The following is a 26,346-nucleotide window of genomic DNA, read 5'->3' on the forward strand; positions in this document are numbered from 1 at the left end:
GGGCCGCGCCCCGGGACGGTCACGGGCCCGGGGCCGGGTCGCCCCACAGGCTTTCCACCGCCCGGGTGGGGCCGCCCAGTTCACGGATGCGGTCCATCGCCGCCCGGACGAAGGCCCGCAGGCGGGCCGTCTCGTGGCCGGTGGGCCACACGAACGCGTAGTCGATGCGCGGGGCGCCGTCGAGGGGCTTGAAGACCAGCCCGGGCCGGCTGTAGTAGTGCGCGCCCGCGGCCGCCACGGGGGTGACGCCCTTGCCCGCCAGGACCAGCGAGAGCGCGTCCTCCCAGTGCGTCATGGCCTGTCCGTGCGGGATGGGCCGGCCCGACGGCGTCTGCCGCGGGAAGTGGTGGTCCAGCCAGTGGGCGGGCACGTTCCCGGCGACCGTCAGCAGTGTCGCCTCCGCCAGGTCCTCCACGCCCACCGTCTCGCGCCGCGCGAAGGGGTGCGAGGACGACATCAGCAGCACCCTGGGCTGTGACACCAGCACCGGGCCCAGCGTCAGGTCCGGTTCGGTGAGGGGCGGTTCGGTCACCTGCAGTTCGACGTCACCGGCGCGCAGCGGCCCGTAGGGGTCGGATATCTGCACCTGGCGTATCTGCACGTCCACGTCCGGGTAGCTGCGGGCGAACACCTCGGTGATGCTGTGCAGCAGGTGGCCGGTGAACGCGCCGGAGAAGCCGATGCGCAGCGAGCCGGTGATGCCGCGCCCGGCCGCCATGGCGCGGGCGACGGCCTCTTCCACGCCCCGCCAGGCCGGCCCCAGGTCGTCCCTGAGCTGCTCCCCGATGGGCGTGGGGGTGACCTGCCGGCTGGTGCGGTCGAACAGCTTCGCCCCGACGCGGCGTTCCAGGCGGGCGATGGTCTGGCTGACCCTGCTCTGCGAGACGCCCACCCGCTCGGCGGTCCGCCCGAAGTGCAGTTCCTCCGCGAGGGTCAGGAAAATCTCGATCTCCTGGCGTTCCATGAACGACTCTCCCGCGCCCCTCGGTCGTGCGTGACCTCGAACGATTAGCCCAGCGAATCGATCGTTGCACAGATCGTCCTTGTTGCGCAGGCCCGCCGATTCGAAGCTGATCAGGCAACCCCGGATCGCCAGGAAGGACCGCTCATGGCCGTCACCGAATCCTCACCTCCCGCCCCGACCACGACCGAGGCCGGCGCACCACCCGGGCCCGCCGCCGGCGCCGTCTTCGGCCCGCGCGAGTGGCTGGTGCTGATCACCCTGTGCTGCGCGACGTTCATGTGCGGCCTGGACTTCTCCATCGTCACCGTCGCCCTGCCCGACATCGGCTCCGCGCTGGGCTTCTCCTCGGCCGGCACGCTGCAGTGGGTCGCCACGGCCAGCCTGCTGCCGTCGGCGAGCCTGCTGCCGCTGTTCGCGCGGGTCGCCGACCTGATCGGCCGCAAGCGGCTGTTCACGCTCGGCGTCGGGGTGTTCACCCTGTTCTCGCTGGGCGCGGCCCTGGCCAACAGCCCCGGCGTGCTGATCGCCACCCGCATCGGGCAGGGCACCGCCGCCGCGATGATCGCCCCGGCCGCCATCGCGCTGATGACCGGTTACTTCCAGGAGGGCCCCAAGCGGGCGCGTGCCCTGGGCCTGAACGGCGCCGTGATGTCGCTGGGCTTCGTGTTCGGCGCGCTCGGCGGCGGTGTCATCACCAACGGCTTCAGCTGGCGCTGGACGATGGTCGCGCTGTGCGTGATGGGCGCGCTGGCGCTGGCCGGTGCGCTGGCCCTGCCCGTGATCCACGAGTCCGGTGCCGCCCGGCGCATGGACATCCCCGGCGCGATCCTCGCCACGCTCGGCCTGTTCGGTCTGGTGTACGGCATCTCCACCGGCGGCGACCAGGGCTGGACCCGTCCCGGCGCGCTCGGCCCGATCGTCGGCGGCGTGCTGCTGCTGGTGGTGTTCCTGCTGGTCGAGCGGCGTCACCCGGAGCCGCTGGTGCCGCTGTCCGTGCTGAACCGGCCGTCGGTGAAGTGGTCGGGCCTGTTCGGTGTCATCACCTTCGGCATGTGCGCCGGTACGACGGTGCTGCTGAGCCTGTACATGCAGGACGTGCTGGGCTTCAGCGCCCTGCAGGCCGGCCTGAGCTACCTCGGTGAGGGCGCCGCCGCCACCCTGGGCGGCATGTACGTGGCCCGGCTGCTGGGCCGGTTCGGCGGGGTGAAGGTCCTCGCCGCGGGCCTGCTCATCCAGGGCGTCGGCACCGTCGCGATGTTCGCCCTGCCGCAGGACGTCAACCTGGCGGCCCTGCTCGTGACGTCGTCCGTGATGGGTCTGGGGCACGTCTTCAGCGTGGTCTCCTTCATCACCGTGATGACCACGGGCGTCACGGAGGAGGACCAGGGCGTCGTCGGCGGTCTGTCGCAGCTGCCGCAGTACGTCGCCGCGATCGGCGTGTCCGGTCTGAGCGCGATCGCCGCGGCCCGCACCAACGCGCTGTCCTCCGGTGGCACGCCCACCCCCGCGGACGTCCTGGGCGGACTGCACGCCGGCATGGTCACCGCCGGTGTGGTCGCCCTGGTGGGCGCGCTGCTCGTCGGCGTCCTGCTGCGCGGGCGGACCCCCGCGTAGTCCGCCGCCCGTCCGACCCGCGCATCCGGCGCGGCCGTCCGCCGTCTCTCGTCGGCGGACGGCCGCGCCGCGCCCGTACCCGCAGCCGCACGGCACGCATCGCAGGACGAGGAGACCACCCATGAACGACGGCAGCGACAGCGACAGCCGGCTGCGCAGGCCCTCCGCGGTGCGCACCCTGCGCGTGGGGGCGCTGAAGGTCAGCTACGTGCCCGACGGGGCGATGCTCCTGAAGCCGCACACCGCTCCCCCGGTGGCCGCCGACCGCCACTGGGTCAGGTACGGCGCCTACCTCAACGACACCCGCCGGCTCGTCGCCAACACCGGGGGCCTGCTCGTGGAGTCGGGCACCCGGGCCCTGCTGATCGACGCCGGGTTCGGCCCCCGCGCCGTACCGGAGGACCCCGCGCACCCCTACCGGGGCGCGGTCCACGGCGGCCTGCTGCCCGGCAACCTCGCCCTGCTGGGCCGCTCCCCCGACGACATCGAGACGGTGGCCTTCACCCACCTGCACCCCGACCACACCGGCTGGGCCCTCACCGACCCGCCGCTGTTCCCGCGCGCCGCCCTCGCCGTCCCCAAGGGCGAGTGGGACGACCGCGACGACGCGCTGAGCGCCCTCGAACCGCGCACCCGGCCCCTGCTGGCGGGCGAGGAGGTCTTCCCCGGCGTCCACGCGATGGCCCTGCCCGGCCACACCCCGGGCCACACCGGCTTCGTGATCGCCTCCGGCGGGAGCCGCCTGCTGGCCTTCGGCGACGCGCTGCTGTCCCCGCTGCAGATACGCCACCCCGAGTGGTCCGTGATCCGCGAGGCCGACCCGGCCGCCGCCGAACACCACCGCCGCGCCCTGGTCACCGAACTCCTGCGCCCCGACACCCTGGGCTTCGGCATCCACTTCGCCGACGTCGTCTTCGGCCGCGCCCGCACCGACGACACGGCGACGGCGGACTGGCACCCGCTGTGACCCCGCACCGCGGGCACAAACGCTGCGGCCCCGGGGGCAGATGCCGGTCCGGGGCCGCAGCGTAGGAAGAGGGGGGTGTGGTCGTGGAGGGCGGTCGCCTACGCGGCGAAAGGCACTGCCGGGCTTCAGCCGAACGATCGTCCCGACAGGCAAGGGGTGAGGCCCGGGGACACTGTCCCCTCCACGACCACACCCCTCACAACAGCACGGACCCCGGCGTCATTCCCCCCGGCAGGACCGCTTCTGGGGACGGGGCGGGCCCACGGTCGTCAGGACAGCGGCGGCAGCTCTCCGCCGGAGGCGCCGTCGTCCTCGGAGAGTGACTCCCTGATCGCGCGGAAGACGGAACGCCGTTCGACCAGTTCGGCGCCCGGCATCTCGGCCAGGGGCTCGGGGCGGTCCCCGAAGCGGGCCGGGAGTGGGGGCAGTCCCAGTGCCGTGAACGCCTCGTCGAGGTGCCGGCGCGGGTCACCGGTGCCGCGCAGGACCGCGGCGAGGGGCCGGTGGTCCGTCCTGCCGTAGGCCGCCGCCAGCGCGGTCGCGCGCTGCGCCGCATCCTCCTGCGTCGGCATTTCGGCCGGATCGGCCCACCAGGCGTGGGCGGTCACCAGGCGGCCGTCGCGGTACAGGTGGAGCGTGCAGTCCGTGCCCTCCTTGACCGCCACCAGCACCGGCCACGTCTCGCCCCTGCTGAACGTGGCGGCCAGCCGGGGCAGCCCGCCCTCGCCGAGCAGGGTCCGGCGCAGGCCCTTGCGGCGGCCCGCCGGCTCCGCCGAGGCCGCGATCTCCACGAACGTGCGGCCCCCGCGGGCCGGGGCCAGGCGCAGGGCCGTGCCGGTGAGCAGGACGGCTGTGCGGACCTCCGGCAGCGGTGCGCCGGCGAGCGCGACGGCCATGGCCACGGGGGCCGTGGCGGCGTCCTGCACCGGCGCCGTACCGGCCGTGCCGGTCGTGCCGACGGCCGGTGGCGGGACGGAGCCGGCGAAGTACGGCGTCCGGGACGCCACCTGGGTGCGCACGCCCTTGCGCAGCAGGAGGAAGGTCTCCCGCGGATCGCCCAGGTACGCCCAGGGGAAGGTGCGGGCGTCGGTGCCGATGAGGCGGAACACCTCCAGGGCCTCGGCTTCGCGTCCGGAGCGGATCAGGGCGAGCGCGAGGTGGTTGCGGAAGCCCGCCGCCCGCCGGTCGCCCGGCTCGTACCCGGCGGACAACTGAAGTCCTGCCTCGACCAGTTGCTCGATCCGGGACCAGGCGACGGGTCCGTGCCCGGGTCCCGCGTCGTGCTCCAGTGCGTACTCGGTGACCGCGTGCAGGGGCAGTCCGCGCAGCGGTGACCCCTCGGGTGCCGCCGCGGCGGCCGCTTCGGCGAAGCCGAACATCTCCTCGTGGGAGCCGTACCACTTGCCGGCCAGGTACTGCACCGCGCGGGCGTGCAGGCCCCCGTGGTGCGGGTCCGCCTCACGTCCTCGGGCCAGGTAGGTGTCGAACACGGCGCGGGGAGCGCCCAGTCCCATCGCGTGGGCGATGAGAACCCGCCAGGGGACGGGGTCGCCGGGGTTGCGGTCGGCGGCGGTGCGCAGGACCGGTTCGGCGTCGCGCAGCACCGTGCGGAACGCCCGGAACTGCTCCTGCGAGACGTACCGGGCGCGCGCGGCGGTACGGATCTCCCAGGCGCGGTCGATGGCCAGTTCGGCCGCCACGAGAGCCACGTCGGGGTCGTCGGGCCGCTGTTGCTGCCAGGTCTCGAGCCATCCGGTGTGGTGCAGGGCGAGTTCGGCCAGGCCGGCGCTGTACTGTCCGCGCCGTTCCCAGTCCCGGGCGGTACGCGTGCGGGCCATGAGGTCCGCCGCCGGCTGCCAGTCGCCCGAGCGGGCCGCCGACAGCGCGGCCCGCAGGGCGGGGTCCGGCGCGTCCACCTCCACCGCCCCGTCGGGCGGCAGCCCTTCGCCGGTGGCCGTGAAGTGCCGCAGCATCCGTGGCAGCGCGAACACGTGGGGCAGCTTGCCCACTTCGGTCTCCCTCCCCCGACGGCCCCCGGGCCGCCCCACTGATCGTCGACGAGAGGGAGAACCCTACCGACCAGGCCCGTCGTGCGCGGACCTGCCGTGGGGCGGCTTGCGGTGCCTGCCGCGTTGCGGCGGAGCGACGGGGCACGGGCGGCCCCGGCCGGCCGCGGCGAAGGGTACGGTCGGCTGCGGCGAGCGGGGGTCCGGCCGGCCGTGGTGGGAGTGGTCGCGGGGCCGGGTACGGGCGGTGGAAATCCCGTGGAGGTGCTGTCAGGGGGAGCGTTTATGCTGCCTCGCACGATCACGCGGGACCACGGGGAGGGCGCGGCATGTTCGGCAGGCTGTTCGGCGGGGGCGGTCGCAGACCGGCGGCGGATCCGCACGCGCTTCCCGCCCCGCGGGGCAGGGGCGGGGTGTACCGGCTGGAGGCGCTCGGGGACACGCGGGTGCTGGCGCTGGTGCAGGCCGCCGAGGCGGGTGACTGGGAGGCGGTGAAGGGGGCGGCGGTCCCGTTCGACCTCGGCCGTGAGCACCAGGTGCTGGCGGAGGTCTGCGACGTCGCCGGGGTGCAGGACTGGATCGGCCGGGCCGTCGAGGAGGACGAGGAGCACCGGGCGCTGGCCCTGCTGGTCTCCGGCGCCCGGCACGTCGTCTGGGGGTGGGAGGCCCGCACCTCGGCGCGTGCCGTGGACGTCTCGCGGGAGCAGTGGCGCGTCTTCTACGAGCGGCTGGAGATCGCGGAGGAACAGCTCCTCCAGGCGGCGGAGTTGCGCCCGCAGTGGATCTCGCCCTGGCGGCGCCTGCTGACCTCCGGGCGCGGCATGTCGCTGGGCCGGGCCGTGACCAGGGCGCGGTTCGACGCCGCGCTGCGGCGCGACCCGCTCGACCTGGGGGCCCACATGGAGTGGCTGTCGCAGCTGCAGCCGCGCTGGAGCGGAGAGCCCGGCCGGGCCCTGGCGTTCGCCCGCCAGGCGTTCGACGGCGCGCCCGAGGGCCACCGGCTGGGCTGCGTGGTCCCCATGGCCCACATCGAGGAGTGGGTGGAGTCCGACCGCGGCAACCACCTCGAGAACGCCCAGGTCCGCCAGGAGCTGAGGCACGCGGCCGAGCGCAGCATCCTGCACCCGGCCTACGAGCGGCGCCCGGGCTGGCAGGAGGACTTCAACATCTTCGCCATGGCCCTGTCGCTCGCCGGTGAGCAGGAGGCCGCCCGGCGCGTCTACCGCGAGCTGGGCGGTGCCTTCACGCCGTGGCCGTGGAAGTACGCGGCGCAGCCGGAGGCGATGTACGCCCGTTTCCGGCGCCGCGCCTGACCACGCCGGCCGTGCCCGCTGCCGTCCCGGCGCCCGGTCCCGTCCCGGCGCCCGATGCCGTGCTCGTGTCCGTTCCCGTCCCGGCGCCCGACCGCGCCGTCCGCTTCCGCCCCTTGCCGCTCACCGCACCCCGGACTGCCCGATGACTTTGCATGACACCCCTTCCGGCCCGCTCGGCGCCGACCGCACCTTCCAGGTCGACCTGCGCGGCCTGGTCGACCTCCTGTCCCACCACCTGTACTCCAGCCCCCGGGTCTACCTGCGCGAACTGCTGCAGAACGCGGTGGACGCGCTGACCGCCCGCCGCCAGCTGCCCCCGGCCGGGGCGGCCGCCCCACCCGCAGGCCTGGGGATCCGCCTGTACGCCGACGGCAGCGTGGTCCGCGTCGAGGACGACGGCGTGGGTCTGACCGAGGCCGACGTGCACGGCTTCCTCGCCACCATCGGCCGCAGCAGCAAGCGCGCCGACTCGATCGCCCAGCAACGGGCGGACTTCATCGGCCAGTTCGGCATCGGCCTGCTGTCCTGTTTCCTGGTCGCGGACGAGATCCACGTCCTGAGCCGCTCCGCGCGCACCCCCGACGCCCCGGCGGTGGAATGGCGCGGCCGCGGCGACGGCCGGTACACCGTGCGCACCCTGCCCGCCTCCGCCCGCCCCCGGCCCGGCACCACCGTGACGCTGACGCCGCGCGCCGACGCCGCCGAGTGGACGCGGCCGTCCCAGGTGCACGCGCTGGCCCGGCACTTCGGCTCCCTGCTGCGCCACCCGGTGGTCTTCGACGACGGCTCCGGCGCCCCCGCCGTGCCGGTCAACCCCGAGCCCGCCCCCTGGGCCCGGGCCCACCCCACGCCGGGCGCCCGCGCCCGCGCGCTGGCCGCCTACGGCGAGGAGGTCTTCGGGTTCACGCCGCTGGACACCATCGAGCTGGACCTGCCGGCCGTGGGCCTGAAGGGCATCGCGTGCGTGCTGCCCGAGACGGTCCCGGCCGGGCGCCGCCACGGCCACCGGGTCCACGTCAAGGGCATGCTGCTGTCGGAGCAGGCCGAGGAGATCCTGCCCGAGTGGGCGTTCTTCGTGCGCTGCGTCGTGGACGCCGAGGCGCTGCGCCCGACCGCCTCGCGGGAGTCCCTGTACGAGGACGACACCCTCGCCGCCGTGCGCGAGGCGCTCGCGGAGCGGCTGCGGGCGTGGATCGCGCGGGCCGCGGCCAGCGACCCCGACCTGCTCGGCCGGTTCCTGCAGGCCCACCACCTGGCGGTGAAGTCGCTCGCGGTGCACGACGACGAGATCCTGCGCATGCTGCTGCCGTGGCTGCCGTTCGAGACCACCGACGGGCACACCACCCTGGACGAGTTCGCGCGCACCCACCGCACCGTGCTGGTGACCTCCAGCGTGGAGGAGTTCCGGCAGGTCGCCGCGATCGCCTCGGCCGCCGGGCTCGGCGTCGTCAACGGCGGCTACACCTACGACCGTGACCTGGTGCACCGCCTGCCCGAGGTCCGGGCCGGGGCCACCGTCGCGGACCTGGACCCCGAGACCCTCACCGCCCACCTCGACCCCGTCGACCGGGAGACGGAACTGGCCGCCGCGGCCTACCTCGCCCGGGCCCGCGACGCGCTCGCCGTGTTCGACTGCGACGTGGCGCTGCGCACCTTCCAGCCGGCCTCCGCGCCCGCCCTGCTCGTCGACAGCCGCGAGGCCCGCCACGAGCGCACCCGCTCCCAGCTGGCCCGTGAGCAGCAGGGCGGGGTGTGGGGGGACATCCTGGGCGCCCTGCGCCAGGAGGCCCCGCGCGCCCAGCTGATCCTCAACCAGCTCAACCCGCTGGTGCGCACCGCCGTCACCATCGACGAGCCCGAACTGGCCCGCACCAGCGCCGAAGCGCTCTACGGACAGGCCGCGATGCTGTCCCGGCGTCCGCTCAGGCCCGCCGAGTCGAGCCTGATCAACCGTTCCTTCCTCGACCTCCTCGCCCACGCCCTCCGCAAGGACAGCTGACGATGCCCACCGCACCCCAGACCACCGACGAGCTGTACCGGGCGCTGCAGGAGAACGGCCGGCGCCCCTACGGCCGTACCCGTACCGTCGCCGCCGAGGAACTCGCCGACGCCGCCGAGCAGTTCGCCGATCCGGTCGCGCTGGTGCGGGCACTGCTGGAGCTGCAGGAGGCGTACACCTACGGCTCGGAGCCGCGCAAGTCGCCCGTGGTCTTCGCCCGGCTGCTCACCCTGTTCGACGAGCAGCCCGAGGTCTTCGACGAGCGCCTGCGCCACCTGCTGTTCTGGCGGTTCAAGTGGGTCGCCCACGCGCTGCGCCAGCTGCCCGAGGTCCCGCTGGCCAGCCTGCGTCAGTGGTCGGCGGAGATGCGCGACCGCTACGAGAAGGCCGGGCTCGCCCTGCAGCCCTACTACGGCCAGGCCTACCAGCTGGCCGCCCACGTCGGTGAGGACACCGCCCTCGCCTACGAGCTGTGGGCGGGCCGCGCCCGTACCCGGCTCAGCGACTGCGAGGCCTGCGAGATCTGCGAGCGCGCCCGCTACCACCTGGCCGCGGGCGACGACGCGCGGGCGCTGCGCGTGTGGGAGCCGGTCCTGGCGGGCAAGGAGTCCTGCCAGGAGGAGCCGGCCCGGTCCGTGTCGTACGCGCTGCTGCCGCTGCTGCGCACCGATGATCCCGAGCGGGCCCGGGAGCTGCACCTGGCCGGCTACCGTGCCTGCCGCCGCAACCCCGCCATGGCCGGGGAGGTCGGGCGGCACCTGGAGTTCTGCGCGCTGACCGGCAACGAGGCGCGCGGTCTGGAGCTGCTCGCGGAGAACCGCACCCTGTTCGACGAGGTCGACTCGCCGCTGGACCAGTTCGACTTCCTCACCGGGGTGCAGGTGCTCCTGCAGCGCGTCGAGCAGCTCGGCCACGGTGAGCTGCCGGCCGCCGGGTGGGCGGGCCGCACCTGGACGGTGGCCGGCCTGCGCGCCGAGGCGGGCCGCCGCGCCGACGACCTCGCCGCCCGCTTCGACGCCCGCAACGGCACCACCGCGCACGCCGAGCGCCGCCGGGCCCGCCTGGAGCGTGCTCCGCTGCTGGAGGCGCTGGAGCTGACCCTGCGCACCCGCAGCCTGGACGACGTCACCCCCGCCACCCCGGCCCCCGCACCCGCCTCCCGCACGGCCGCCGCCCTGCCCGAGTCGCTGCCCGAACTCATCGCGCACGCGCGTCGGTTGGAGGTGGAGGGGCACCCGGAGGGGCGGCTGGTGTGGGCGCGTGTGCGCACGCTCGTCACGGCCCGCGACTACGTCCACCCCGACGACGACGGAGTGGGCCCGCTGGTGCTGCTGCGCGCGGACCTGCTGGCCGACGACGCGGACCGGGCCGGCCAGCAGGACGAGTTCGCCGAGGCCGCCGCCCTGCACGAGGAAGCGGCCGCCCTGTACGAGGACGCCGGGGCGGCGGGGCATGCGGCGCTCTCCCGCGCCTGCGCCCTGCTGGCCCGGGCCGAACTCCCCCCGGCGCCGGACACGGAGGAGAACGGGGACGGGGACGGGGTGGCGGCGAAGGCCGCCGCGCTGGGCGACGCCCACGCGGGCATGGTCCGCCTGCACGAGCAGGCGCCCGCGCTCGCCCCGTACCTGGAGGCCCGGCTGCTGCGGCTGCGCGCGACCGTGCTGGGGCTCAGGCTGCAGACGACACGGCAGGAGGAGCACGTCGCGCCGGTCCTGGCCGAGGTGGACCTGCTGCACGCGTTCGCCGTGCGCCACGACATCGCCTCGCAGATCTCCGGCGCCGCGCTGCTGCGCGCCGGCACCCACGCCCTCACCGGTGACCTGCCGGCCGCCGTCACCGAACTCGACGCGCTGCAGGAGCGGTTGCAGGCGCACGGACCGGCCTGGCACCTGCCCCGCGCGCTGGGGCTGCGCGGCCGCCTGCGGCTGGGGATGCGCGACGCGCAGGCCGCGCACGCGGACCTCACCGAGGCCCTGCGGGTGGCCGCCGACTGGCCGGCCCACGCCATGGACACCGGCCGTCTGCACGCCGACCTGGCCGAGGCGTGCCTGCACCTGGGCCGCCCCGAGGAGGCCCTGCGGCACCTGAGCCGTGCGGCGCAGGTGCAGCTGCGGCACGGCAGCCGCATCGAGGCGCTGTGCACCTACAGCAACGCCGCGCAGCTCAGCCTGGACCTGGGGCGCGTGGAGGACAGCATCGCCCTGCTCGACTCCCTGCTGGCCGAACCCGACGTCGCCGCGGGCCAGTTGGACGCCCGGCTCACCGCGCAGCTGCGGCTGACCCGGGCCCGCGCGCTGCACACGGGTGAGGACCTCAAGGCGGCCACGGCGGAGTTCGTCGCCCTCGCCGCCGAGTCGGCAGGCTGGGACGACGATCCGGGCAGCCACGCCATGATCGCCGCGGAGACGGCCGTACTGCTCGCCGAGTCGGGCGAGTTCGGCCGGGCGCGGGAGGCCGCCGGCCAGGCGCTCGCCGCGCACGCCCGGGCGCCGCGCTACGAGCAGCTCAGCAACTGCCTGCGCGAGCTGGCCCGGCTGCAGGCCAAGCAGCAGGGCGCCGACGGGCTGGCGGACGCGCTCGGCTTCCTCGAGGACGCCGCGCGGATCGCGGAGGAGGCGGGCGCGGCCGGGTACGCGGCGGGCGGGCGTCCCCTGGATGTCGCGCTGGCCTACGAGCACGGCCGCGTCCACGCCTACGCGGGCACCTACGAGGAGGCGCTGGCGGCGCTGGAGAAGGGCCTGGCGCTGCTGGGCGAGGCGGGCGCCGGGGGCGAACACGCCGGTGAGTGGGCGGAGTGCGTGCGCCTCGCGGGCGCGGTGGAGGGCATCTACCTGGAACGCCCCGCGCCCGCCCTGGCCCGCCTGGACGCGGCCGTCACCCGGCTGAGGGCCGCCGGCCACGACGAGGAGGCCGAACCGCTGGCCGCGCTGGCCGCGGAGCTGCGGGAGAAGGACTGACGCGCCGGCGGTGCGGTGCCGGGGCGGGCCGCCCCTCCGGCACCGGGGCACGGCGGCCGGGTCAGGCGTGGGGCGCCTGCTGCTGGGGGGTGCGGGGGCGGGTGAACCACTGGGTGGCCGTGCGCTGGGTGAGCAGGACGACGACGGTGACGGCGCCGCCCAGCGGGACGATGCCGAGGAACGTGCCGTTGGCCATGGAGCCCAGGCCCATGAGGATCTGCAGGACGGCCACCACGATCGACGCCACCCGCACGCCGTTGCCCGCCTTGGGGTACGCGAAGGCCAGGGCGCACAGCACGAACGCCAGCAGGTAGCCGCTGATCAAGCGCCCGGACTCGTAGGCGCCGGCCGTCACGGAGACCACGACGGTGAGCAGCAGGCCCAGGCCCGCGACGGCGAAGTTCACCGACTGCGCGGCCCGCACACCGGCGGGCATGGTCAGCGGGAAGGGCGCGGTGAAGGGGTGCGGGTAGGGACCGCCCGCCGGTCCCGGCCCGTAGGGGCCCGGGGCGCCGTAGGGGGCGGGGGCGCCGTAGGGGCCGGGGGGCTGGGGCGGCCCGGCGGGGGTCTGCGGGGGCTGGGGCGGCCCGTACGGGCCCTGGGGGCCGGGCGCTGACGGGTGGGCGTTCGACATGCACCGCACTGTAGTGGCGGGCCGATCGGGCTGGTCGGCGCGGGGGTTGGGAGACGGGGACGGCCCCGCCGGTGTGGGATGGCCGGCGGGGCCGTCGGGTGGGGCGTGCGCGCGCGGGGGCGGGCGGGTCAGTAGGTCAGGCGCAGCAGTTCGCCGCTGGTGCCGCGGGCGTTGTTGACGATGAAGATCTGGCCCTCGCGGTTGACGTCCAGGCCGGTGCCCATGATCAGCCGGTCACCGGTCGGGATCTCGGTGACTTCCTTGGTGGTGGTGTTGATGCGCAGCACCTTGCTCGGCTGGGGCGGGTCCTCGAGGTAGCCGGGCGTGTAGGTCAGCGCGATCAGGTCGCCGTTGGGGGCGGCGGCCAGGTCCACGACGTTGGTCAGGCCCGACAGCCACTCCTCGGGACCGTTGGGGCCGACCTTGTAGATGCGGGACTGGCCCGCGTAGACGCCCAGGCCGGAGACGTAGGTGGTGCCGTCGGCGGTGCGGGCGATGCCGGTGGGCACGCCGTCGCGGTCGTTCTCGATGGTCGGCAGCACGAACTGGGTGGTCGTGGTACCGCCCGCGGTGCGCAGCACGGTGTTGGCGCCCGCGTCGGTGACCAGGTAACCGCCGCCGGTGCGCAGGACCTTCCACGGGTTGGAGTAGGGCTGGCGGCCGTCGGGGTTCAGCCGCGTCTCGTGGTCGACGTAGTCGGCGACGACGGAGCCGTCGCGGGTGCGCGAGAGCGTGCCCAGGGTGGCGGCGTCCGGGCCGAGCGCGGCACGGCCGTTGCTGTCGAAGCCGCCCATGCTCAGCACGAGGTAGCCGCCGTTGGGGTCGGGCAGGACGCTGGCCGGGCCGACCGCCTGGACCGCGGCACCGGGCGCCACGCCCGGGCCGAGGGAGGGCAGGCCGGTGACGACGCGGCCCTGCCACGGGCCCCTGATCTTGTAGACGGCGCCGGTCTTGCCCAGGCACACCTGGCCGACCGGGCAGCCCGGCAGGCCCTCGCCCGACTCGGCCACCAGCAGGGTGCCGTCCGCCAGCGCGGTGACGTCACGGGGGTTCTTCAGGCCCGTGGCGACGACCTTGACCGTGGTGTCGGATATGCCGTGGGTGCCGGCCGGCGCGGCGCCGGCGAGCCCGGCGGTGGCCAGCGGCAGCGCGACGGCGCACGCCGATATCGCGAGCATGCGCCGCGTGAGGCTTCTGCGGGAATTCTGCATTCCTTCAGCGCTCCTTTTTATTTGCGTGCCGGAAGGGCCCGCAATTTCTAGAACGGGGTGGCGAAACGCGGTGTCAGATTAGGGGAACGGGGTGCGTGCGGTCGTGCCGCTCGAGGTGCATTGCCGTGTTTCTCCAGCGGATCTGCAGGGCCTTTTTTCAGGTCGTGGCCCGGCGGGTGCGTCCGGCCTCGCGGTTGAGGGCCCAGGCGTCCGCGACCGGCCCCAGGTGGGCGAGTTTGTCGGGGTTGGTCACCGAGTGGATCGTGTGGATGCGGCCGTCGCGCACGTCCAGCGTCCAGGTCGCCAGGACCTTGTCGTCCCGGTCGCGCAGGAGGGCGCCGGGGCGGCTGTTGACGGTGCGGGCCTGCACGGTGACGTCGATGCGGGTGAGCAGGGTGACCAGGGAGGTCAGCAGGCGGGCCACGCGGTCGTCCCCGGTGACGGTGCGGGCCAGTTGGGGTGCCTTGCCGCCGCCGTCGCCGACGAGCTGGGCGTCGGCGGCGAGCAGTTCGCGCAGGGCGCCGGCGTCGCCGTCCTTGAGGGCGTCGAAGAAGCGGGCCGCGAGCGCCGCGCACTGGGCGCGGTCGGCCTGCGGGCGGGTGCGGGCCGCAGCGGTGCGCCGGCGTGCCTGTGCGGCGAGGTCGCGGCAGGCCGCCTCCGGGTGGCCCACCGCGGCGGCGATCTGGGCGTATTCGAAGGCGAACACCTCGTCCAGGACGAACACCGCGCGCTGCAGCGGGTCCAGGCGTTCCAGCTCCAGCAGGACGGCGGTGGGCAGGGAACCGGCCGGGTGCGGGCCGTGGGCCGGGGCGCCGTGCGGGTCGGTGAGCAGGGGTTCGGGCAGCCAGGTGCCGGTGTAGGCGGCGCGGCGGGCGCGGGCCGCGTGCAGCATGTCCATGGCCGTCCTGGTGAGGTGGGCGGTCAGGTGGGCCCGGGCGTCGCGCGGGGCGGCGGGGAGGGTGCGCCAGTGCCGGCCGGTGGTGCGCACGGCGTCCTCGGCCTCGCCGACGCTGCCCAGGAGGTGGTAGGCGATCGCGAACAGCAGGGGCCGCAGGTGGTCGAACTCCTGTGTCCGGGTCCGGGTCATGGGGGGACTGCTCCTTGTCTGCGGTCCTGCGCGTCCGGTGCGGTTCCGTGGCCGTGCGGCGGGGCGGTTCGGTGCTCGTGCGGTGGGGCGGGCGGGGCGGGCGGTCAGGTCTGGGCGGGGGTGTCGGTGGTCAGGTGGGGGCCGGTCGCCCAGTGGATGGTCTGGATGCGCCCGTCGCGCACGTCGAAGGCGAGGGTGCTCAGGACGGTGCCGTGCCGGTCGCGGAAGACCGCGCCGGGGTGGTCGCCGACCTGCTGGGGGGCGAGGGTGACGCCGACGTGGTCCAGTGCGGGGACGATGGTGGCGAAGACCCGGGCGATGTGGTCGGCGCCGATGATGCGCCGCGGCCAGGACGGGACCGTCATGCCGTCGCCCGCCCGGGGGGCGGTGGCGGCCGTGCGGTGGCAGGCGGCTTCCGGGCAGCCCACGATGGCCGCCGTCTGGGCGGGGGTGCAGTGCAGGACCTCCCGCAGGATGAACACCGCCCGTTCCGTGGGGCCGAGTTGCTGCAGCAGCGAGAGCGCCGCCGCGCCGGAGTGGGCGGCGTCGCCCTCCCGCCGCGGCGGGAGCTGCGCGCTGCGGGCGAGTCGGTCCTGGCGGGCGTGGGCGCGGCGCAGGGCGTCCAGGCAGATGTCGGTGAGCGCGGTGGTCAGGAACGCCCTTCCGGAGACGGGCTGTTCGGGGCTGGCCTCGTAGTGCAGCCACGCCTGGTGCACCGCGGCCTCGGCCTGGCGTGCGCTGCTGAGCATGCGGTGGGCGATCGACAGCAGCAGGGGGCGCGCCTTCTCGAACTCCTCGATCCGGCTCATCCGGGCCCCTCCTTGTGTCCGGGCGGGCGTCAGGCCGTCGGCGGCGCCGGGCGCTCTCCCGGGCCGGTACGGGCGTTGGGGGCTGGGGGGTGTGCCGGATGCCGTCCCGCCCGCCGGAGGGGGGAACGGCGGGCGGGGGTGACTCGCAGCCCCACTTTAGGGTCGGGAGACAGTCAAGTCCCGGTCGCTCGAGCGGAGTTCGAGCGGGGCTGATGCGCAGGGCGAGTCCGCGCACCCGGCACCGGGAACCGGGACGCGGCTGCGCCCGGCCGGCTCCCGCGGCCGGCCGACGGGCGACGGCCCGGGGCCCGCCGGGACGGGTGCCGCGAGCGGGGCGGGCGCCGTGGCCGGGATGGCCGGGGCGGGCGCCGTGGCCGGGGCGGGCGCCGTGGCCGGGATGGCCGGGGCGGGCGCCGTGGCCGGGGCGGGCGCCGTGGCCGGAGCGGGCGCCGTGGCCGGAGCGGGCGCCGTGGCCGGAGCGGGCGCCGTGGCCGGAGCGGCCGGGGCGGGCTCCGAGAGCGGGGTGGCCGAGGTGGCCGCCGTGCTCGGAGCGAGTGCCATGACCGGGACGGGCGCCGTGACCGGGGCGAGTGCCGTGACCGGGGCAGGCGCCGTCGTCGGGGCCGGCTGGTGGGGGGCGTGGGCGGCGTAGACGGCCAGGAATGCGGCCAGGGCGTGGGGGGCGTCGCCGGTGAGGGCGGTGAGCGGGACGGGGTGGCCGTAGCCGGCCTGCAGGGCGCTGTGGGCGCGCAGGGCGGCGGCCGCCAGGCCGTCGTGGGGCGGGCGGGGCCGGCCGGGGCCGGTCATGGAGCGGGCCTCGGTCAGGGCGCGGGTGGTGAGGTCGGCGGTGTGGGCGGGGGTCGGCGCTTTGGTCATGAGCGCGCTCCAGGCGGGGTGGGCTATCGCGGCTGGGGGATCATGAGCAGGCGGTGCGGGTGCAGGGTGGTGTGGGCGGCCGCGCGGGGGCGGGTGCCGGGGTGGAGGGTCAGGCGCCATTCCTGGGCCAGCACGCCGAGCAGGACGTGCAGTTCCTGCCAGGCGAAGGTCTCCCCCACGCAGCCGCGGGCTCCGGTGCCGAAGGGGAGGTAGGTGGCGTCCTGGGGGCGGGGGCGGGTGGTGAGCCAGCGGTCGGGGTCGAAGCGGTGCGGGTCGCGGTAGTGGGCGGGGTGGCGGTGCAGGAGGTAGGAGCTGAAGACGACGTCGGTGCCGGCGGGCAGGGTGTGCTCGCCGAGGGTGACGGGGGTGAGGGTGCGGCGGCTGGTGATCCACACGGGCGGGTGCAGCCGCAGGACCTCCATCAGGAAGCGCAGGGTGTAGCCGGGCGGGCCGTGGCCGTGGCCGGGGCGTGCGCCGGTTCCGATGCCGGTGTCGGTGCCGGTGTCGGCGGGCTGGGCCAGGTCCTTGAGGACCTTCTCCTCGGCCAGGGGGTGGCGGGCGAGGGTGTACAGGGCCCAGGACATCACCGAGGCGGTGGTGACGGTGGCCGCGGTGAGCATCATGACGGCCTCGTCGCAGACCTGTTCGCCGCTCAGGGCGCCGCCGGCGGCCGGCCCGGCGTCGGCGAGCAGCGCGGAGAGGTAGTGCGTCGTGGGCCCGGGTGGGTTCAGCCTGTCGGTGATGCACCGGGCGAGCAGGGTGCGGAAGTCGGTGGAGGCCTGCCGCAGGCGGTGGGCGGGCCGCCGGGCGCGGGCGGCGTTCCCGTACAGCGGCTTGGTGATCATTTCCCAGGACAGGGCGGCGAGGCGTTCGGTGAGCAAGGCGGACGTCTGGCCGGAGGTGGGGCCCAGGAGGGCGTTCAGGGCGATGCGGCCGGCTGCCCGGCACATGGCGGCCTGGATGTCGACCGGCTGTCCGGGCCGCCAGGAGGCCGCGGTGGCGCGGGCGACGTCCTCCATGAGCGGGGTGTGGGCGGTGACGGCGGTGGTGCGCAGGTGGGGGTGGGCCAGGCGCCGGTAGTGGCGGTGGCGGGCGTCGTCGGGGGCGAGCAGTCCGCTCTTGCTGAGGATCCTGGCCTTCTGCAGCAGTTCGCTCTTGCCGTAGTGCCGGGCGTCGGTGACCAGGATGCGGCGCACAAGGGCCGGGTCGGTGACGAAGCGGGCGGTAGTGCCGTCCACGCTGACGGTGCTGATCGGGTGGCCGCCCAGGAGGCGCTCCATCCGGCTGAAGCGCAGTTCCTGCGGGCGGTCGGCGTCACGCGGCGTCGGCGGCATGGTCGATCGACGGCATCAGGTCCAGCCGGCTGCGCGGCTGGAACCGGTAGTACGACTGGAGCTTGTAGTACTCCTCGCCCGAGGACGTCATGGCGGCGTAGACCATCTTGGGGTCGTCGCGGCCGTAGGGGACGGTGCGGACGAAGTGTTCGATCTTCGTGCCGAGCCGGGCGGGCAGGGCCAGCGGGTCCTGGGTCTTGATGGAGAAGGCGATGCGCTGGATGGCCGGGCTGTGCCAGCTCAGGGTGGTGTAGAGGCCGAAGGACTTCTCGCAGAAGCGCAGCATCTGCTCGCTGGGGTCGGGCATGCCGGTGGCGCGGTGCATGGCCAGGACCTCGGCGGGGCTGCGCAGGTGGTCGGGGAATCCGGTGAAGTACAGGTTGACGGTGTGGTTGCGGTAGTCGACGGCGACGATGTCGGCCTTGTCGGCCAGGCCGCGGTCGGCGAAGAAGGCGAAGTTGTGTGCCAGGGCGGACGGCATGGAGGGCAGGTCGCGCAGGGTGGCGAGGTTCTGGCCGGTGCCGCCGGGGAAGTACGTCCAGACCTTGCGGAAGCCTCCGACGACGCCGAAGTCGATGCCGTAGCTGTCGACGGGGCAGGTGCGGCTGATGTCGTGCAGGAGGTTCTCGGCGGGGTGGCCCGAGGGGGTGAGCAGGCCGTGGGTGCGGGCGCGGTCGTAGGGGTCGATGTGGTGCGGGATGGTGAAGCGGCAGTCGAACTCGCCTTCGTGGCGGGCGTTGGTGGCAACGCGGAAGGCGATGATGGCCTGGTCCAGGACGTCCTCGAAGGCGGTGAGGACGGGCTGGACCTTCTCGGGCGAGCAGGTGACGTCGATCAGTCCCGCCGCTCGTTGGATCCCGGCGAGCAGGTCCTGGTGGGTGGTGGCCGGCATGGTTGCTTCCCCTGTCGGACGGGCGCGGGTCACTTGTCGCGGTAGGCCACGCGCAGGGCCATGTCGGTCAGCTGGGCGCGCCACTGCGGCTGCAGGGGCGCGTCGGCGAGGGCGGCGCAGCCCTGGTCGACGAGGTGGGCGATGTGCTGTTCGACGTCGGCGGGGACGCCGGTGTCCAGCAGGCGGGCGCGGATCTCGTCGGGGGTGTGGCCGGGCTCGGTGATCAGGTCGTGGATGCGGCTGTCGCGCTGCATCGCCCAGCCCAGCAGCAGGGTCATCTTGTGCTGGGAGAAGTCCAGGCCGGCGGTCTTGCCGGTCTGTGCGGCGTCGCCGAAGGCGTCCAGCAGGTCGTCGCGCAGCTGGAAGGCCTCGCCGACCGCTTCGCCGTAGTGGGCCAGGGCGCCGGCGAGGTCGGTGCGGCCGGCCGCGCCCGCGCCGAGGACCAGGGGGCGGTGGATGGTGTAGCGGCCGGACTTGATCAGGGCGATGAGGCGGGAGAGGTCGGGGTCGACGCTGAACTCGGCGGCCGCGGCGACGTCCATGTACTGGCCGATCATCACCTCCGAGCGCAGCCGGTGCCATTCGGCGAAGGCGCCGGCGGGGGCGGCTGCCATCAGTTCGTCGGAGTAGACCAGGGCGAGGTCGCCGACCAGGAGGGCGACGCCCTCGCCGAAGCGGCGGGACTCGCCCTGCCAGCCGCGGGTGCGGTGCAGCGTGGAGTGCAGGACGTGCACGGCCGGCTTGCCGCGTCGGGTGCGCGAGTCGTCCAGGACGTCGTCGTGGACCAGGGCGGAGATGTGCAGCAGTTCCAGCGCCGCGGCCGCGTCGACGATGCCGGGTGCCTCGGGGTCGCCGCCCGCGGCCAGGTAGCCGGTCAGGCAGAACGCCGGGCGCAGCAGCTTGCCGCCGGCGGCGGCGAGGTCGGCGAGGGCGTCGATGGCGACGACGGCGTGTTCGTGGACCTCGGCGTAGTGGGCGCGTTCGGCCGCGAGGAAGGAGGTCAGCCGGTGCTGGACGCGCTGGAGCAGGTCCTCGACGGTGCGCCGCGCGGAGGTGGCCTGGTCGGTGGCGGCCCGGCGGGTCACTGCAGTGGTCACGACTCATCTCCTTGGACGGGGCTCGGGCGCTGGGGGCGCAAGCGCTCAAGGGCTGGCTGCGTCAGCGTGCGCGGTGCGAATGCAGCGCAGGTGGAGTGTGGTTGGAGTACCGGCCGAGCCGGGCGCCGGGGCGGTGCGGGGGCGGTGGCCGGTGAAGTGCAGGTCGGACGGCGGGAGTTGGCTCCAGCGCGCGCCAAGTGGTCGCCAAGCGGGGTGCGCGAGGGTGGTGGGCGCATGCCGCGCAGACAGGCTGAACTTCTTGGAGGAGCTCATGGCAGGACCCGCTGGATTGGACGAGGTGTACGCGGCGGTCGAGCGGACGTCCCGGCTGCTGGACGTGCCCTGTTCGCCCGACCGGTTCGAGCCGGTGTGGAAGGCGTTCGGGGACCAGCTGCCCGACTCCCACCTCGTGTTCAGCATGGCGGCCGGCGAAGCGCACCGCGGGGAGCTCGACTTCGACTTCTCGCTGCGCCCCGAGGGTGCCGACCCCTACACCACCGCGCTGGAGCACGGTTTCATCGAGCCCACCGATCACCCCGTCGGCTCGGTGCTGGCCGAGGTGAACAAGCGCTGTGAGATAGCCAGTTACGGGGTGGAGTACGGCGTCGTCGGCGGGTTCAAGAAGTCGTACGCGTTCTTCCCGCTGGACGACTTCCCGCCGCTGGCGGAGTTCGCCCGGATCCCGTCGGTGCCGCCGTGCCTGGCCGGGCACGTGGACACGCTCACCCGGCTGGGCCTGGACGACAAGGTGTCCGCGATCGGGGTCAACTACCGCAAGAACACGCTGAACGTGTACCTGGCCGCGTCCGCCGTGGCCACCGACGACAAGCTCGCGCTGCTGCGGGCGTTCGGGTACCCGGAGCCGGACGCGCGGGTGCGGCAGTTCATCGAGCGGTCGTTCTCCCTGTACCCGACCTTCAACTGGGACTCCTCGGCGGCGGAGCGGATCTGCTTCTCCGTCAAGACCCAGCAGCCGGGCGAGCTTCCCGCCCCGCACGACGAGCCGACCGAGGCGTTCGCGCGGGAGGTCCCCCATGTGTACGAGGGGGGACGGGAGTTCGTCTCCGCCGTCGCGCTGGCCCCCTCGGGCGCGGCGTACTACAAGCTCGCCGCCTACTACCAGAAGGCGCGCGGGGCCTCGAACGCCGCGTTCGCGGCCAAGCGCGAGGACGCGGCCGCGTAGGGCCGGCCCGGGCGCCCGTGCGGGTGCCCGCGGTGGAACGACAGCAGTGGTGCCGAGCCCGCATCAAGTTCGGGTCGAGTCCGGTGCGAGCGGGGTCGGTGAGCATACCCGCGAAAAGCCAAGGTCCTTTTTTCCCAAGGAGCACGCATGACTACGGCAGTTGAGGTCGAAGAGGCGCAGGCGATCATCACCGCGTACGGGGAGGCGTTCGCGAAGGCCGGTGCGGCCGCCTACCACGGGCCTCGCGAGAAGCTCGCCGAGAACATCGTCCGGATCACCCTGGACTTCTTCGAGGACCCCGAGTGGCAGCCCAAGCTGCTGCAGGCCCTGCGCACGGCGACCACCAGCAAGGAGGGTGCGGAGCCGATGCGCAACCTCTTCTCCGCCCAGGTCTTCGCCCAGGCGGGCGTGGCGCTGGAGGAGGACCCGCTGAGCATCGACGAGCTCGCGGGCAAGCTCAGCATCAAGCCGATCCACATCAACGCCTCCGCGGCGCAGCTGTGGGGCGTGTTCCTGATGCGTTACGTCCTGGGTGTGGAGCCGATCGCGTCGGCGTCGGTCGACGAGATCGTCACCCTGCTCGCGCCCACCGTCGAGCGTTACATCGTCGGCTAGCACCACCCACGGCTAGCACCACCGAACGGCCAGCGGCACAAGAAGCGGAAGGAATCGTCCAGCCCCCGGATCCCTGGGAGGACCACTAACGTCATGAGTACCCTCAAAGATTCACCCGAGCAGGCCGGCGGCCCGACCGCCGGCGACCCCCGGCGCTGGAAGGCGCTGGCCGTACTCACCGCGGTGCAGTTCATGCTCATGCTGGACGTCACCGTCGTGAACATCGCGCTCCCCAACATCCAGGACGACCTGCACTTCTCCACCGAGAACCTGGCCTGGGTGGTCAACGGCTACCTGCTGATGGCGGCCGGTTTCCTGCTGCTGGGCGGCCGCGTCGCCGACCTGCTGGGCCGGCGCCGCATCTTCATCGCGGGCGTCCTGCTGTTCGGCGTCTCCTCGGTCATGTGCGGTGCCGCGAACACCTCCGGCCTGCTGGTCGCCGGCCGGTTCCTGCAGGGCTTCGGTGAGGCGCTGGCCGGGCCGTCCGCGCTGGGCCTGATCGCGGTGCTGTTCACCGACGGCAAGGAGCGCGGCAAGGCGCTGGGCATCTGGGGCGGCATGGCCGCCCTGGGCGGTGCGGTCGGCTCGGTCGTGGGCGGTCTGGTGACCGACTTCATCGACTGGCGCTGGACCTTCTACATCAACGTCCCCGTCGTGCTGCTGGCGCTCATCGCGATCCCGCGGCTGATGCCGGAGAGCCGGATGGCGCGCCGTGAGGGCCAGCGCCTGGACGCGGTCGGCGCCGTCGGCGTCACCGCCGGACTGGTCGCGGTCGTCTACGGCCTGCTGAAGGCCGCCGACGAGCCGTGGGGCTCCTCGACGGTGCTGGTGCCGCTGCTGGGCGGTGTCGCCGCGCTGGTCTTCACGGCCCTGTGGGAGACGCGGGTGGACGAGCCGATGATCCCGCTGCGGTTCTTCCGCAACCGCACCCGGGTGACCAGCAACGTCATCAGCATGATGTCGTTCGCCTCGTTCTACACCTACGCCTTCGTCGCGACGCTGTTCCTGCAGCACGTGCTGGACTACTCGCCGATGGAAACCGGTCTGGCCTACATCCCGCTGACGCTGGCCACCGGCATCGGCATGGGCCTGTCGACCGGGCTGATGCCCCGCATCGGCGTCAAGCCGATCGTGGTGATCGCCTTCTTCGGCAGCGCGGTGGGGCAGCTCATCGCCGCCGGCGGTTTCGACCCCGACGCCAGCTACGTCGGCGGGGTCATGCCCGGCCTGGTGGTGTTCGCCTTCTTCAACGGCATGGGCTTCCCCGTCCTGATCAACGGCGGTCTGCACGAGGTCACCGGGCAGGACTCCGGCCTGGCCTCCGGTGTGCAGACCTCGATGCAGCAGATCGGTGCCGCGCTGGGTCTTGCGACCCTGGTGCCCATCGCCCTGCGCTACGTCAACGACCACGCCGGCGAGGGCAACCTGCCGGCGGTCGCCTCCGACGCCTACGCGCTGTCGCTGCGGGTCGCGGCCGGTGTCCTGGCCGCCGCCGGTGTGATCGCGCTGCTCCTGCTCGGCAAGGTCAGCGCCAAGCCGCGCGACGCCCACGCCGAGGCCGCCGGGGTGCTGGCGGAGGAGGAGCCCGCCGCCGCCACGGGCACGGGTCCGGCGCCCGCCACGGGACACGCCCCCGAGGCCGCCAACGCCTGACCGGCACCTGACGCCGCAGGGCACACGGCGCACCGCCCCCGGAGCAACTCCGGGGGCGGTGCGCCGTCTTGTGCGGGCAAAGGCGCCGGCAGACAGCGGACGGCAGAAGGAGGAGGGGGCGGGTGGTTACAGCGGTGCCGCGACGGGCGGGCGCACGCGGGGGGCGGCGGGCCGGGCCGGCCGGGGCCGGGGGTGCCAGTCCAGTGACGGCGCGTGGTGCAGGATCTGCTGCTGCAGCCGCTGCAGCGCCGGGCGCGGGTCGATGCCCAGCTCCTGGGCGAGGCGCCGCTGGTGGGTGCGCAGCACCGCCAGCGCCTCGGCCTGCCGGCCCGCCCGGTACAGGGCCAGGCCCAGCAGCTCGCAGCCGTACTCGCGCAAGGGGTGGTCCTGGACGAACGCCTCCAGGTCGGCCACCGCGATCTCGTGGGCGCCGGCCGCGAGCAGGGCCGCGCAGCGTCCCTCGGTCACCGACAGCCGCAGCTCGTGCAGCCGCGCGGAGTCCGGGCGCACGTAGGCGCTGTCGGCCGCCTCGGCGTAGGCCGGGCCGCGCCACAGGGCCAGCGCCTGGTCGAAGGCGCGCAGCGCGCCGTGCGGATCGCCGCTCTCCTGCAACTGCCAGGCGAGGGCGGCGCGTCCGGTGAAGCGGTCGACGTCGACGTCGACGCTGCGGCGCTCGAGCAGGTAGCCGCGGCCCGAGGTGCGCAGCACGGTGGGCGGAGTGCGCGGGGCGCGGTGCGGTTCCAGCACCCGCCGCAGGTTGGCGACGTAGGCGTGCAGCGAGGACAGCGCCGCGGGCGGCGGGCTGCCGGTCCACAGTTCCTCGACGAGGACGTCGCACGCCACCGGGCGGCCCACGGTGCTGGCCAGCAGGGCCAGCAGGGCGCGCTGCTTGGGCGCGCCGAGGTCGACCGGGCGGCCGCCGACGACGGCCTCGATCGGGCCCAGGGCGCGCAGCACCACCGCCGGCGCGGGGGCGAGGGCGGGGGCGGGGTGGGGTGCGGGCCGGTTCGGCGGGCGCTCCCCCGCGGGATGCCGGGCGTCCTGCGCGTGTCCGGGTGTCGCCGGTGTGCGGGGGCGGCCGGTGTCGTGGTGCGCATCGAGGTCGAGCCGTTGGGCCACGTAGGTGCGCAGCAGGGTGTTGGTGCGGCGCAGTTCGCGTACCTCGCGTTCCAGTTCCGCGATGCGCCAGGCATGCGCGGCGCCGGGGCTCGCGAGGCCGGCGGTCACCCTCTCGTTCGCCATCCGCGCACTCTCCCTTTCCACGGGTGGGGTCGGTGGGGTCGTGGATTGCGGGCAGGCAATTCCCCGGCCATTGTGCGCGGGTGCGGGCGGCGGGGCGGGGCGTGCCGAGCCGGTGCCGAGCAAAGCTCCAGCGGCTTTCGAGGGGCGCGGGGCGATGATGGAAGGCAGGGTCAGGGGCCGGGCGTCGTCCGGCCCCGCGGTGTGTGACGGCACCGGCAGGACCGGGCCCGGCCCGGGCGTGAACGCGGCGGCGGCCCCGCCCGGTCGGGCGGGGCCGCGGTCGGGCCGGTCGTCGGGTGCGCTCAGGCCTGGGCCTGCAGCTGCTCCTCGAAGCGGCGGGCCAGGGCCAGGCGCTGGACCTTCAGGGTGGCGGTCCTGGGCAGTTCGGCCTGCGGGATCTGCACCGGGTCGGCGAGCTGCGGGAACACGGCCGCGGACGCCCGCCAGCGGTTGAGGTCCAGGGGCTTGTCGTCGACGGTGCAGATCACCGGCACCGGCTCGGACTTGGGGCCCTGCACCACGACCAGCTCGGTCAGCTCCGGCAGCCGGCTCAGCAGCACGTCCTCGATCTCCAGGGAGCTCTTGACCCCGGGGATCATGTCGACCTCCCGGTCGAGCATGTGCAGGCAGCCGAACCGGGTGCGGTAGCCGACGTCGCCGGTGCGCCACCACTGGCCGTCGCGGTTGGTGTCGTAGCGGTCCTGCTCGCCGTAGTAGGTCTTGGCGATGCCGTCCCAGGCGACCTCGATGGAGCCGGGGTTGGTCTCCGAGGGCGGGTTGCCGTCCCGGCTGACCACGCGGACCTTCGCGGCGCCGCCCGGCATCGCCCAGCCCACGCAGCGGCCGTTGGCCTTGTGGGCGGAGTGGCGGAAGTAGGCGCGGCCCACGGCCGGGCCGACCTCGCTCTGCCCGTAGATCTGGAAGAACAGCGCGCCGCGCCGGTCGGAGGCGTTCAGCAGGCGGCTCATCGTGCCCGGGTGGATGGCGTCGAAGGTGCTGCTGAACACCTTCACCGACCCGAACGGGGCCCGCGGGTCCTCGGCGAGTTCCTCCCACTCCATCAGCGAGTTGGGCAGGGCCTCGATGAACGCGGGGCGGTGCTTGACGAACTGCTCGGCGACCTCCGCGGGGGCCGTCTCGCGCATGAGGAGGACCGGGTACTCCTTGAGCAGGGCCAGCGACATCGCCGCGACCATCCGCGAGTGCACGAACGGCACGTTGATCGCGACGGTCTCCTTCTTGCGCATCAGCGACAGCAGCCGCCACTGCGGCAGCAGGCGGATGCCCTGGGTGCGCGGGGTGTGCACGACCAGCTTGGGGATGCCGGTGGTGCCGGAGGTGTGGGTGATGACGGCGGCCTCGTCGATGGGTCGCACCACCGGCTTCACCCGCGGTGCGCCGGCCAGGTCCGTGAGCGCGACGGCGCCCTCGCGTTCGCCGGCGGAGGTGATGACCCTGCGGGTCAGGTCCGCCAGCGGCACGTCGGCGAGGACGTCGAGCTTGGCGCCGTCGGAGAGCAGGGTCGGCCGGCCGACCCGCTCCAGCAGCACGCCGACGGTCTTGGCGTCCAGGGCCGGGGAGAGGTTCACCACGACCGCGCCGATGCGGGAGACCGCGGCGGCGAGCATCCAGTGGTCGGCGTTGGCCGTCTTGTAGATGACGACGTGCTCGTCGGTGCGGACACCGGCCGCCCACAGGCGGGCCGCGAGGTCGTCGACGTGGTCGGCGTACTGGGCGACCGTCAGGCGGCGCCCGGCCTCGGGCAGGACGCCGAGGTCGTGGTCGAGGGTGATCGGGGTGGTGGGGTTGACGGCGGCGGCCATCTCCGGCAGCAGGCCGATGTGAAGACCGCGCTTCTGTATGGATCGGTAGGCCACGGAGCCCTTCATGTGG

20 protein-coding genes are annotated in these 26,346 nt (G+C 74.5%); 8 read left to right on the plus strand and 12 right to left on the minus strand.

The window, feature by feature from the left end:
- Nucleotides 1–19: 19 nt before the first annotated feature.
- Complete coding sequence (locus E4U91_RS00350) at nt 20–964, minus strand: LysR family transcriptional regulator (RefSeq protein ID WP_174867726.1); 945 nt, start codon at nt 962–964, stop codon at nt 20–22.
- 144 nt (nt 965–1,108) lie between these two features.
- Here E4U91_RS00350 and E4U91_RS00355 point away from each other — a divergent pair, with 144 nt between their 5' ends.
- Both E4U91_RS00355 and E4U91_RS00360 read left to right on the plus strand, forming a co-directional pair.
- Entirely contained in the window at nt 1,109–2,578 is a 1,470-nt protein-coding gene (locus E4U91_RS00355) for an MFS transporter (protein ID WP_137304648.1), read from the plus strand.
- A 121-nt stretch (nt 2,579–2,699) separates the two neighbouring features.
- Nucleotides 2,700–3,545 carry an MBL fold metallo-hydrolase gene (locus E4U91_RS00360; RefSeq protein ID WP_174867727.1) on the plus strand — a complete coding sequence of 282 codons (846 nt, stop codon included), beginning with the start codon at nt 2,700–2,702 and terminating at the stop codon, nt 3,543–3,545.
- A gap of 269 nt (nt 3,546–3,814) precedes the next feature.
- Here the strand turns inward: E4U91_RS00360 and E4U91_RS00365 are convergent, their stop codons facing one another.
- Nucleotides 3,815–5,554 (minus strand): hypothetical protein, encoded by a 1,740-nt coding sequence (locus tag E4U91_RS00365; RefSeq protein WP_137304649.1) that lies wholly within the window; start codon nt 5,552–5,554, stop codon nt 3,815–3,817.
- Between the two features lie 326 nt (nt 5,555–5,880).
- On the opposite strand from E4U91_RS00365, the gene E4U91_RS00370 reads away from it, so the two are divergent.
- The 3 genes from E4U91_RS00370 to E4U91_RS00380 all read left to right on the plus strand — a co-directional run bounded on the left by E4U91_RS00370 (nt 5,881) and on the right by E4U91_RS00380 (nt 11,820).
- Complete coding sequence (locus E4U91_RS00370; RefSeq protein WP_137304650.1) at nt 5,881–6,864, plus strand: hypothetical protein; 984 nt, start codon at nt 5,881–5,883, stop codon at nt 6,862–6,864.
- Between the two features lie 142 nt (nt 6,865–7,006).
- The gene (locus E4U91_RS00375; protein ID WP_137304651.1) at nt 7,007–8,863 is read left to right on the plus strand and encodes an HSP90 family protein; all 1,857 of its coding nucleotides are present in this window, start codon (nt 7,007–7,009) and stop codon (nt 8,861–8,863) included.
- A 2-nt stretch (nt 8,864–8,865) separates the two neighbouring features.
- The gene (locus E4U91_RS00380; protein WP_137304652.1) at nt 8,866–11,820 is read left to right on the plus strand and encodes a hypothetical protein; all 2,955 of its coding nucleotides are present in this window, start codon (nt 8,866–8,868) and stop codon (nt 11,818–11,820) included.
- Nucleotides 11,821–11,881: 61 nt separating this feature from the next.
- Here E4U91_RS00380 and E4U91_RS00385 read toward each other — a convergent pair whose 3' ends face one another.
- From E4U91_RS00385 to E4U91_RS00420, 8 genes are all read right to left on the minus strand, one after another.
- Nucleotides 11,882–12,454: a hypothetical protein gene (locus tag E4U91_RS00385; RefSeq protein ID WP_137304653.1), complete on the minus strand. Its 573-nt coding sequence runs from the start codon at nt 12,452–12,454 to the stop codon at nt 11,882–11,884.
- A 128-nt stretch (nt 12,455–12,582) separates the two neighbouring features.
- Nucleotides 12,583–13,665, minus strand: a complete 1,083-nt coding sequence (locus tag E4U91_RS00390; protein WP_137304654.1) for a ScyD/ScyE family protein — start codon at nt 13,663–13,665, stop codon at nt 12,583–12,585.
- Nucleotides 13,666–13,822: 157 nt separating this feature from the next.
- The gene (locus E4U91_RS00395) at nt 13,823–14,752 is read right to left on the minus strand and encodes a sigma factor-like helix-turn-helix DNA-binding protein (RefSeq protein WP_137304655.1); all 930 of its coding nucleotides are present in this window, start codon (nt 14,750–14,752) and stop codon (nt 13,823–13,825) included.
- Between the two features lie 104 nt (nt 14,753–14,856).
- Complete coding sequence (locus E4U91_RS00400; protein WP_137304656.1) at nt 14,857–15,561, minus strand: sigma factor-like helix-turn-helix DNA-binding protein; 705 nt, start codon at nt 15,559–15,561, stop codon at nt 14,857–14,859.
- 156 nt (nt 15,562–15,717) lie between these two features.
- Nucleotides 15,718–16,437 carry a hypothetical protein gene (locus E4U91_RS39530; protein WP_174867728.1) on the minus strand — a complete coding sequence of 240 codons (720 nt, stop codon included), beginning with the start codon at nt 16,435–16,437 and terminating at the stop codon, nt 15,718–15,720.
- 23 nt (nt 16,438–16,460) lie between these two features.
- Nucleotides 16,461–17,771: a cytochrome P450 gene (locus tag E4U91_RS00410; RefSeq protein WP_137304657.1), complete on the minus strand. Its 1,311-nt coding sequence runs from the start codon at nt 17,769–17,771 to the stop codon at nt 16,461–16,463.
- The gene (locus E4U91_RS00415; protein ID WP_137304658.1) at nt 17,752–18,663 is read right to left on the minus strand and encodes an aromatic prenyltransferase; all 912 of its coding nucleotides are present in this window, start codon (nt 18,661–18,663) and stop codon (nt 17,752–17,754) included. Before E4U91_RS00415 ends, E4U91_RS00410 begins: the two co-directional genes overlap by 20 nt.
- A 29-nt stretch (nt 18,664–18,692) precedes the next feature.
- Entirely contained in the window at nt 18,693–19,760 is a 1,068-nt protein-coding gene (locus tag E4U91_RS00420) for a polyprenyl synthetase family protein (protein WP_137304659.1), read from the minus strand.
- A gap of 271 nt (nt 19,761–20,031) precedes the next feature.
- Here E4U91_RS00420 and E4U91_RS00425 point away from each other — a divergent pair, with 271 nt between their 5' ends.
- The 3 genes from E4U91_RS00425 to E4U91_RS00435 all read left to right on the plus strand — a co-directional run bounded on the left by E4U91_RS00425 (nt 20,032) and on the right by E4U91_RS00435 (nt 23,211).
- On the plus strand, nt 20,032–20,943 hold the full coding sequence (locus E4U91_RS00425) for an aromatic prenyltransferase (protein ID WP_168218037.1): 912 nt from the start codon (nt 20,032–20,034) through the stop codon (nt 20,941–20,943).
- A 147-nt stretch (nt 20,944–21,090) separates the two neighbouring features.
- Nucleotides 21,091–21,558 (plus strand): TetR/AcrR family transcriptional regulator, encoded by a 468-nt coding sequence (locus E4U91_RS00430; protein WP_137304661.1) that lies wholly within the window; start codon nt 21,091–21,093, stop codon nt 21,556–21,558.
- Nucleotides 21,559–21,651: 93 nt separating this feature from the next.
- Nucleotides 21,652–23,211, plus strand: coding sequence for a DHA2 family efflux MFS transporter permease subunit (locus E4U91_RS00435; protein WP_137304662.1), 1,560 nt, complete (start codon nt 21,652–21,654; stop codon nt 23,209–23,211).
- A 126-nt stretch (nt 23,212–23,337) separates the two neighbouring features.
- Here E4U91_RS00435 and E4U91_RS00440 read toward each other — a convergent pair whose 3' ends face one another.
- Complete coding sequence (locus E4U91_RS00440; RefSeq protein ID WP_137304663.1) at nt 23,338–24,453, minus strand: AfsR/SARP family transcriptional regulator; 1,116 nt, start codon at nt 24,451–24,453, stop codon at nt 23,338–23,340.
- 302 nt (nt 24,454–24,755) lie between these two features.
- Nucleotides 24,756–26,342: a class I adenylate-forming enzyme family protein gene (locus tag E4U91_RS00445; protein WP_137304664.1), complete on the minus strand. Its 1,587-nt coding sequence runs from the start codon at nt 26,340–26,342 to the stop codon at nt 24,756–24,758.
- Nucleotides 26,343–26,346 lie beyond the last annotated feature (4 nt).

This window comes from Streptomyces lasalocidi (assembly GCF_005280215.1).
Taxonomy (GTDB): Bacteria; Actinomycetota; Actinomycetes; order Streptomycetales; family Streptomycetaceae; genus Streptomyces; species Streptomyces longwoodensis.

Excerpts from the sequence above, each read along its gene's own strand:
- E4U91_RS00350 (WP_174867726.1), bottom strand. The coding sequence starts at position 964 with ATGGAACGCCAGGAGATCGAGATTTTCCTGACCCTCGCGGAGGAACTG.
- E4U91_RS00355 (WP_137304648.1), top strand. The coding sequence starts at position 1,109 with ATGGCCGTCACCGAATCCTCACCTCCCGCCCCGACCACGACCGAGGCC.
- E4U91_RS00360 (WP_174867727.1), top strand. The coding sequence starts at position 2,700 with ATGAACGACGGCAGCGACAGCGACAGCCGGCTGCGCAGGCCCTCCGCG.
- E4U91_RS00370 (WP_137304650.1), top strand. The coding sequence starts at position 5,881 with ATGTTCGGCAGGCTGTTCGGCGGGGGCGGTCGCAGACCGGCGGCGGAT.
- E4U91_RS00375 (WP_137304651.1), top strand. The coding sequence starts at position 7,007 with ATGACTTTGCATGACACCCCTTCCGGCCCGCTCGGCGCCGACCGCACC.
- E4U91_RS00380 (WP_137304652.1), top strand. The coding sequence starts at position 8,866 with ATGCCCACCGCACCCCAGACCACCGACGAGCTGTACCGGGCGCTGCAG.
- E4U91_RS00385 (WP_137304653.1), bottom strand. The coding sequence starts at position 12,454 with ATGTCGAACGCCCACCCGTCAGCGCCCGGCCCCCAGGGCCCGTACGGG.
- E4U91_RS00390 (WP_137304654.1), bottom strand. The coding sequence starts at position 13,665 with ATGCAGAATTCCCGCAGAAGCCTCACGCGGCGCATGCTCGCGATATCG.
- E4U91_RS00395 (WP_137304655.1), bottom strand. The coding sequence starts at position 14,752 with ATGACCCGGACCCGGACACAGGAGTTCGACCACCTGCGGCCCCTGCTG.
- E4U91_RS00400 (WP_137304656.1), bottom strand. The coding sequence starts at position 15,561 with ATGAGCCGGATCGAGGAGTTCGAGAAGGCGCGCCCCCTGCTGCTGTCG.
- E4U91_RS39530 (WP_174867728.1), bottom strand. The coding sequence starts at position 16,437 with ATGACCAAAGCGCCGACCCCCGCCCACACCGCCGACCTCACCACCCGC.
- E4U91_RS00410 (WP_137304657.1), bottom strand. The coding sequence starts at position 17,771 with ATGCCGCCGACGCCGCGTGACGCCGACCGCCCGCAGGAACTGCGCTTC.
- E4U91_RS00415 (WP_137304658.1), bottom strand. The coding sequence starts at position 18,663 with ATGCCGGCCACCACCCACCAGGACCTGCTCGCCGGGATCCAACGAGCG.
- E4U91_RS00425 (WP_168218037.1), top strand. The coding sequence starts at position 20,032 with ATGGCAGGACCCGCTGGATTGGACGAGGTGTACGCGGCGGTCGAGCGG.
- E4U91_RS00430 (WP_137304661.1), top strand. The coding sequence starts at position 21,091 with ATGACTACGGCAGTTGAGGTCGAAGAGGCGCAGGCGATCATCACCGCG.
- E4U91_RS00435 (WP_137304662.1), top strand. The coding sequence starts at position 21,652 with ATGAGTACCCTCAAAGATTCACCCGAGCAGGCCGGCGGCCCGACCGCC.
- E4U91_RS00440 (WP_137304663.1), bottom strand. The coding sequence starts at position 24,453 with ATGGCGAACGAGAGGGTGACCGCCGGCCTCGCGAGCCCCGGCGCCGCG.
- E4U91_RS00445 (WP_137304664.1), bottom strand. The coding sequence starts at position 26,342 with ATGAAGGGCTCCGTGGCCTACCGATCCATACAGAAGCGCGGTCTTCAC.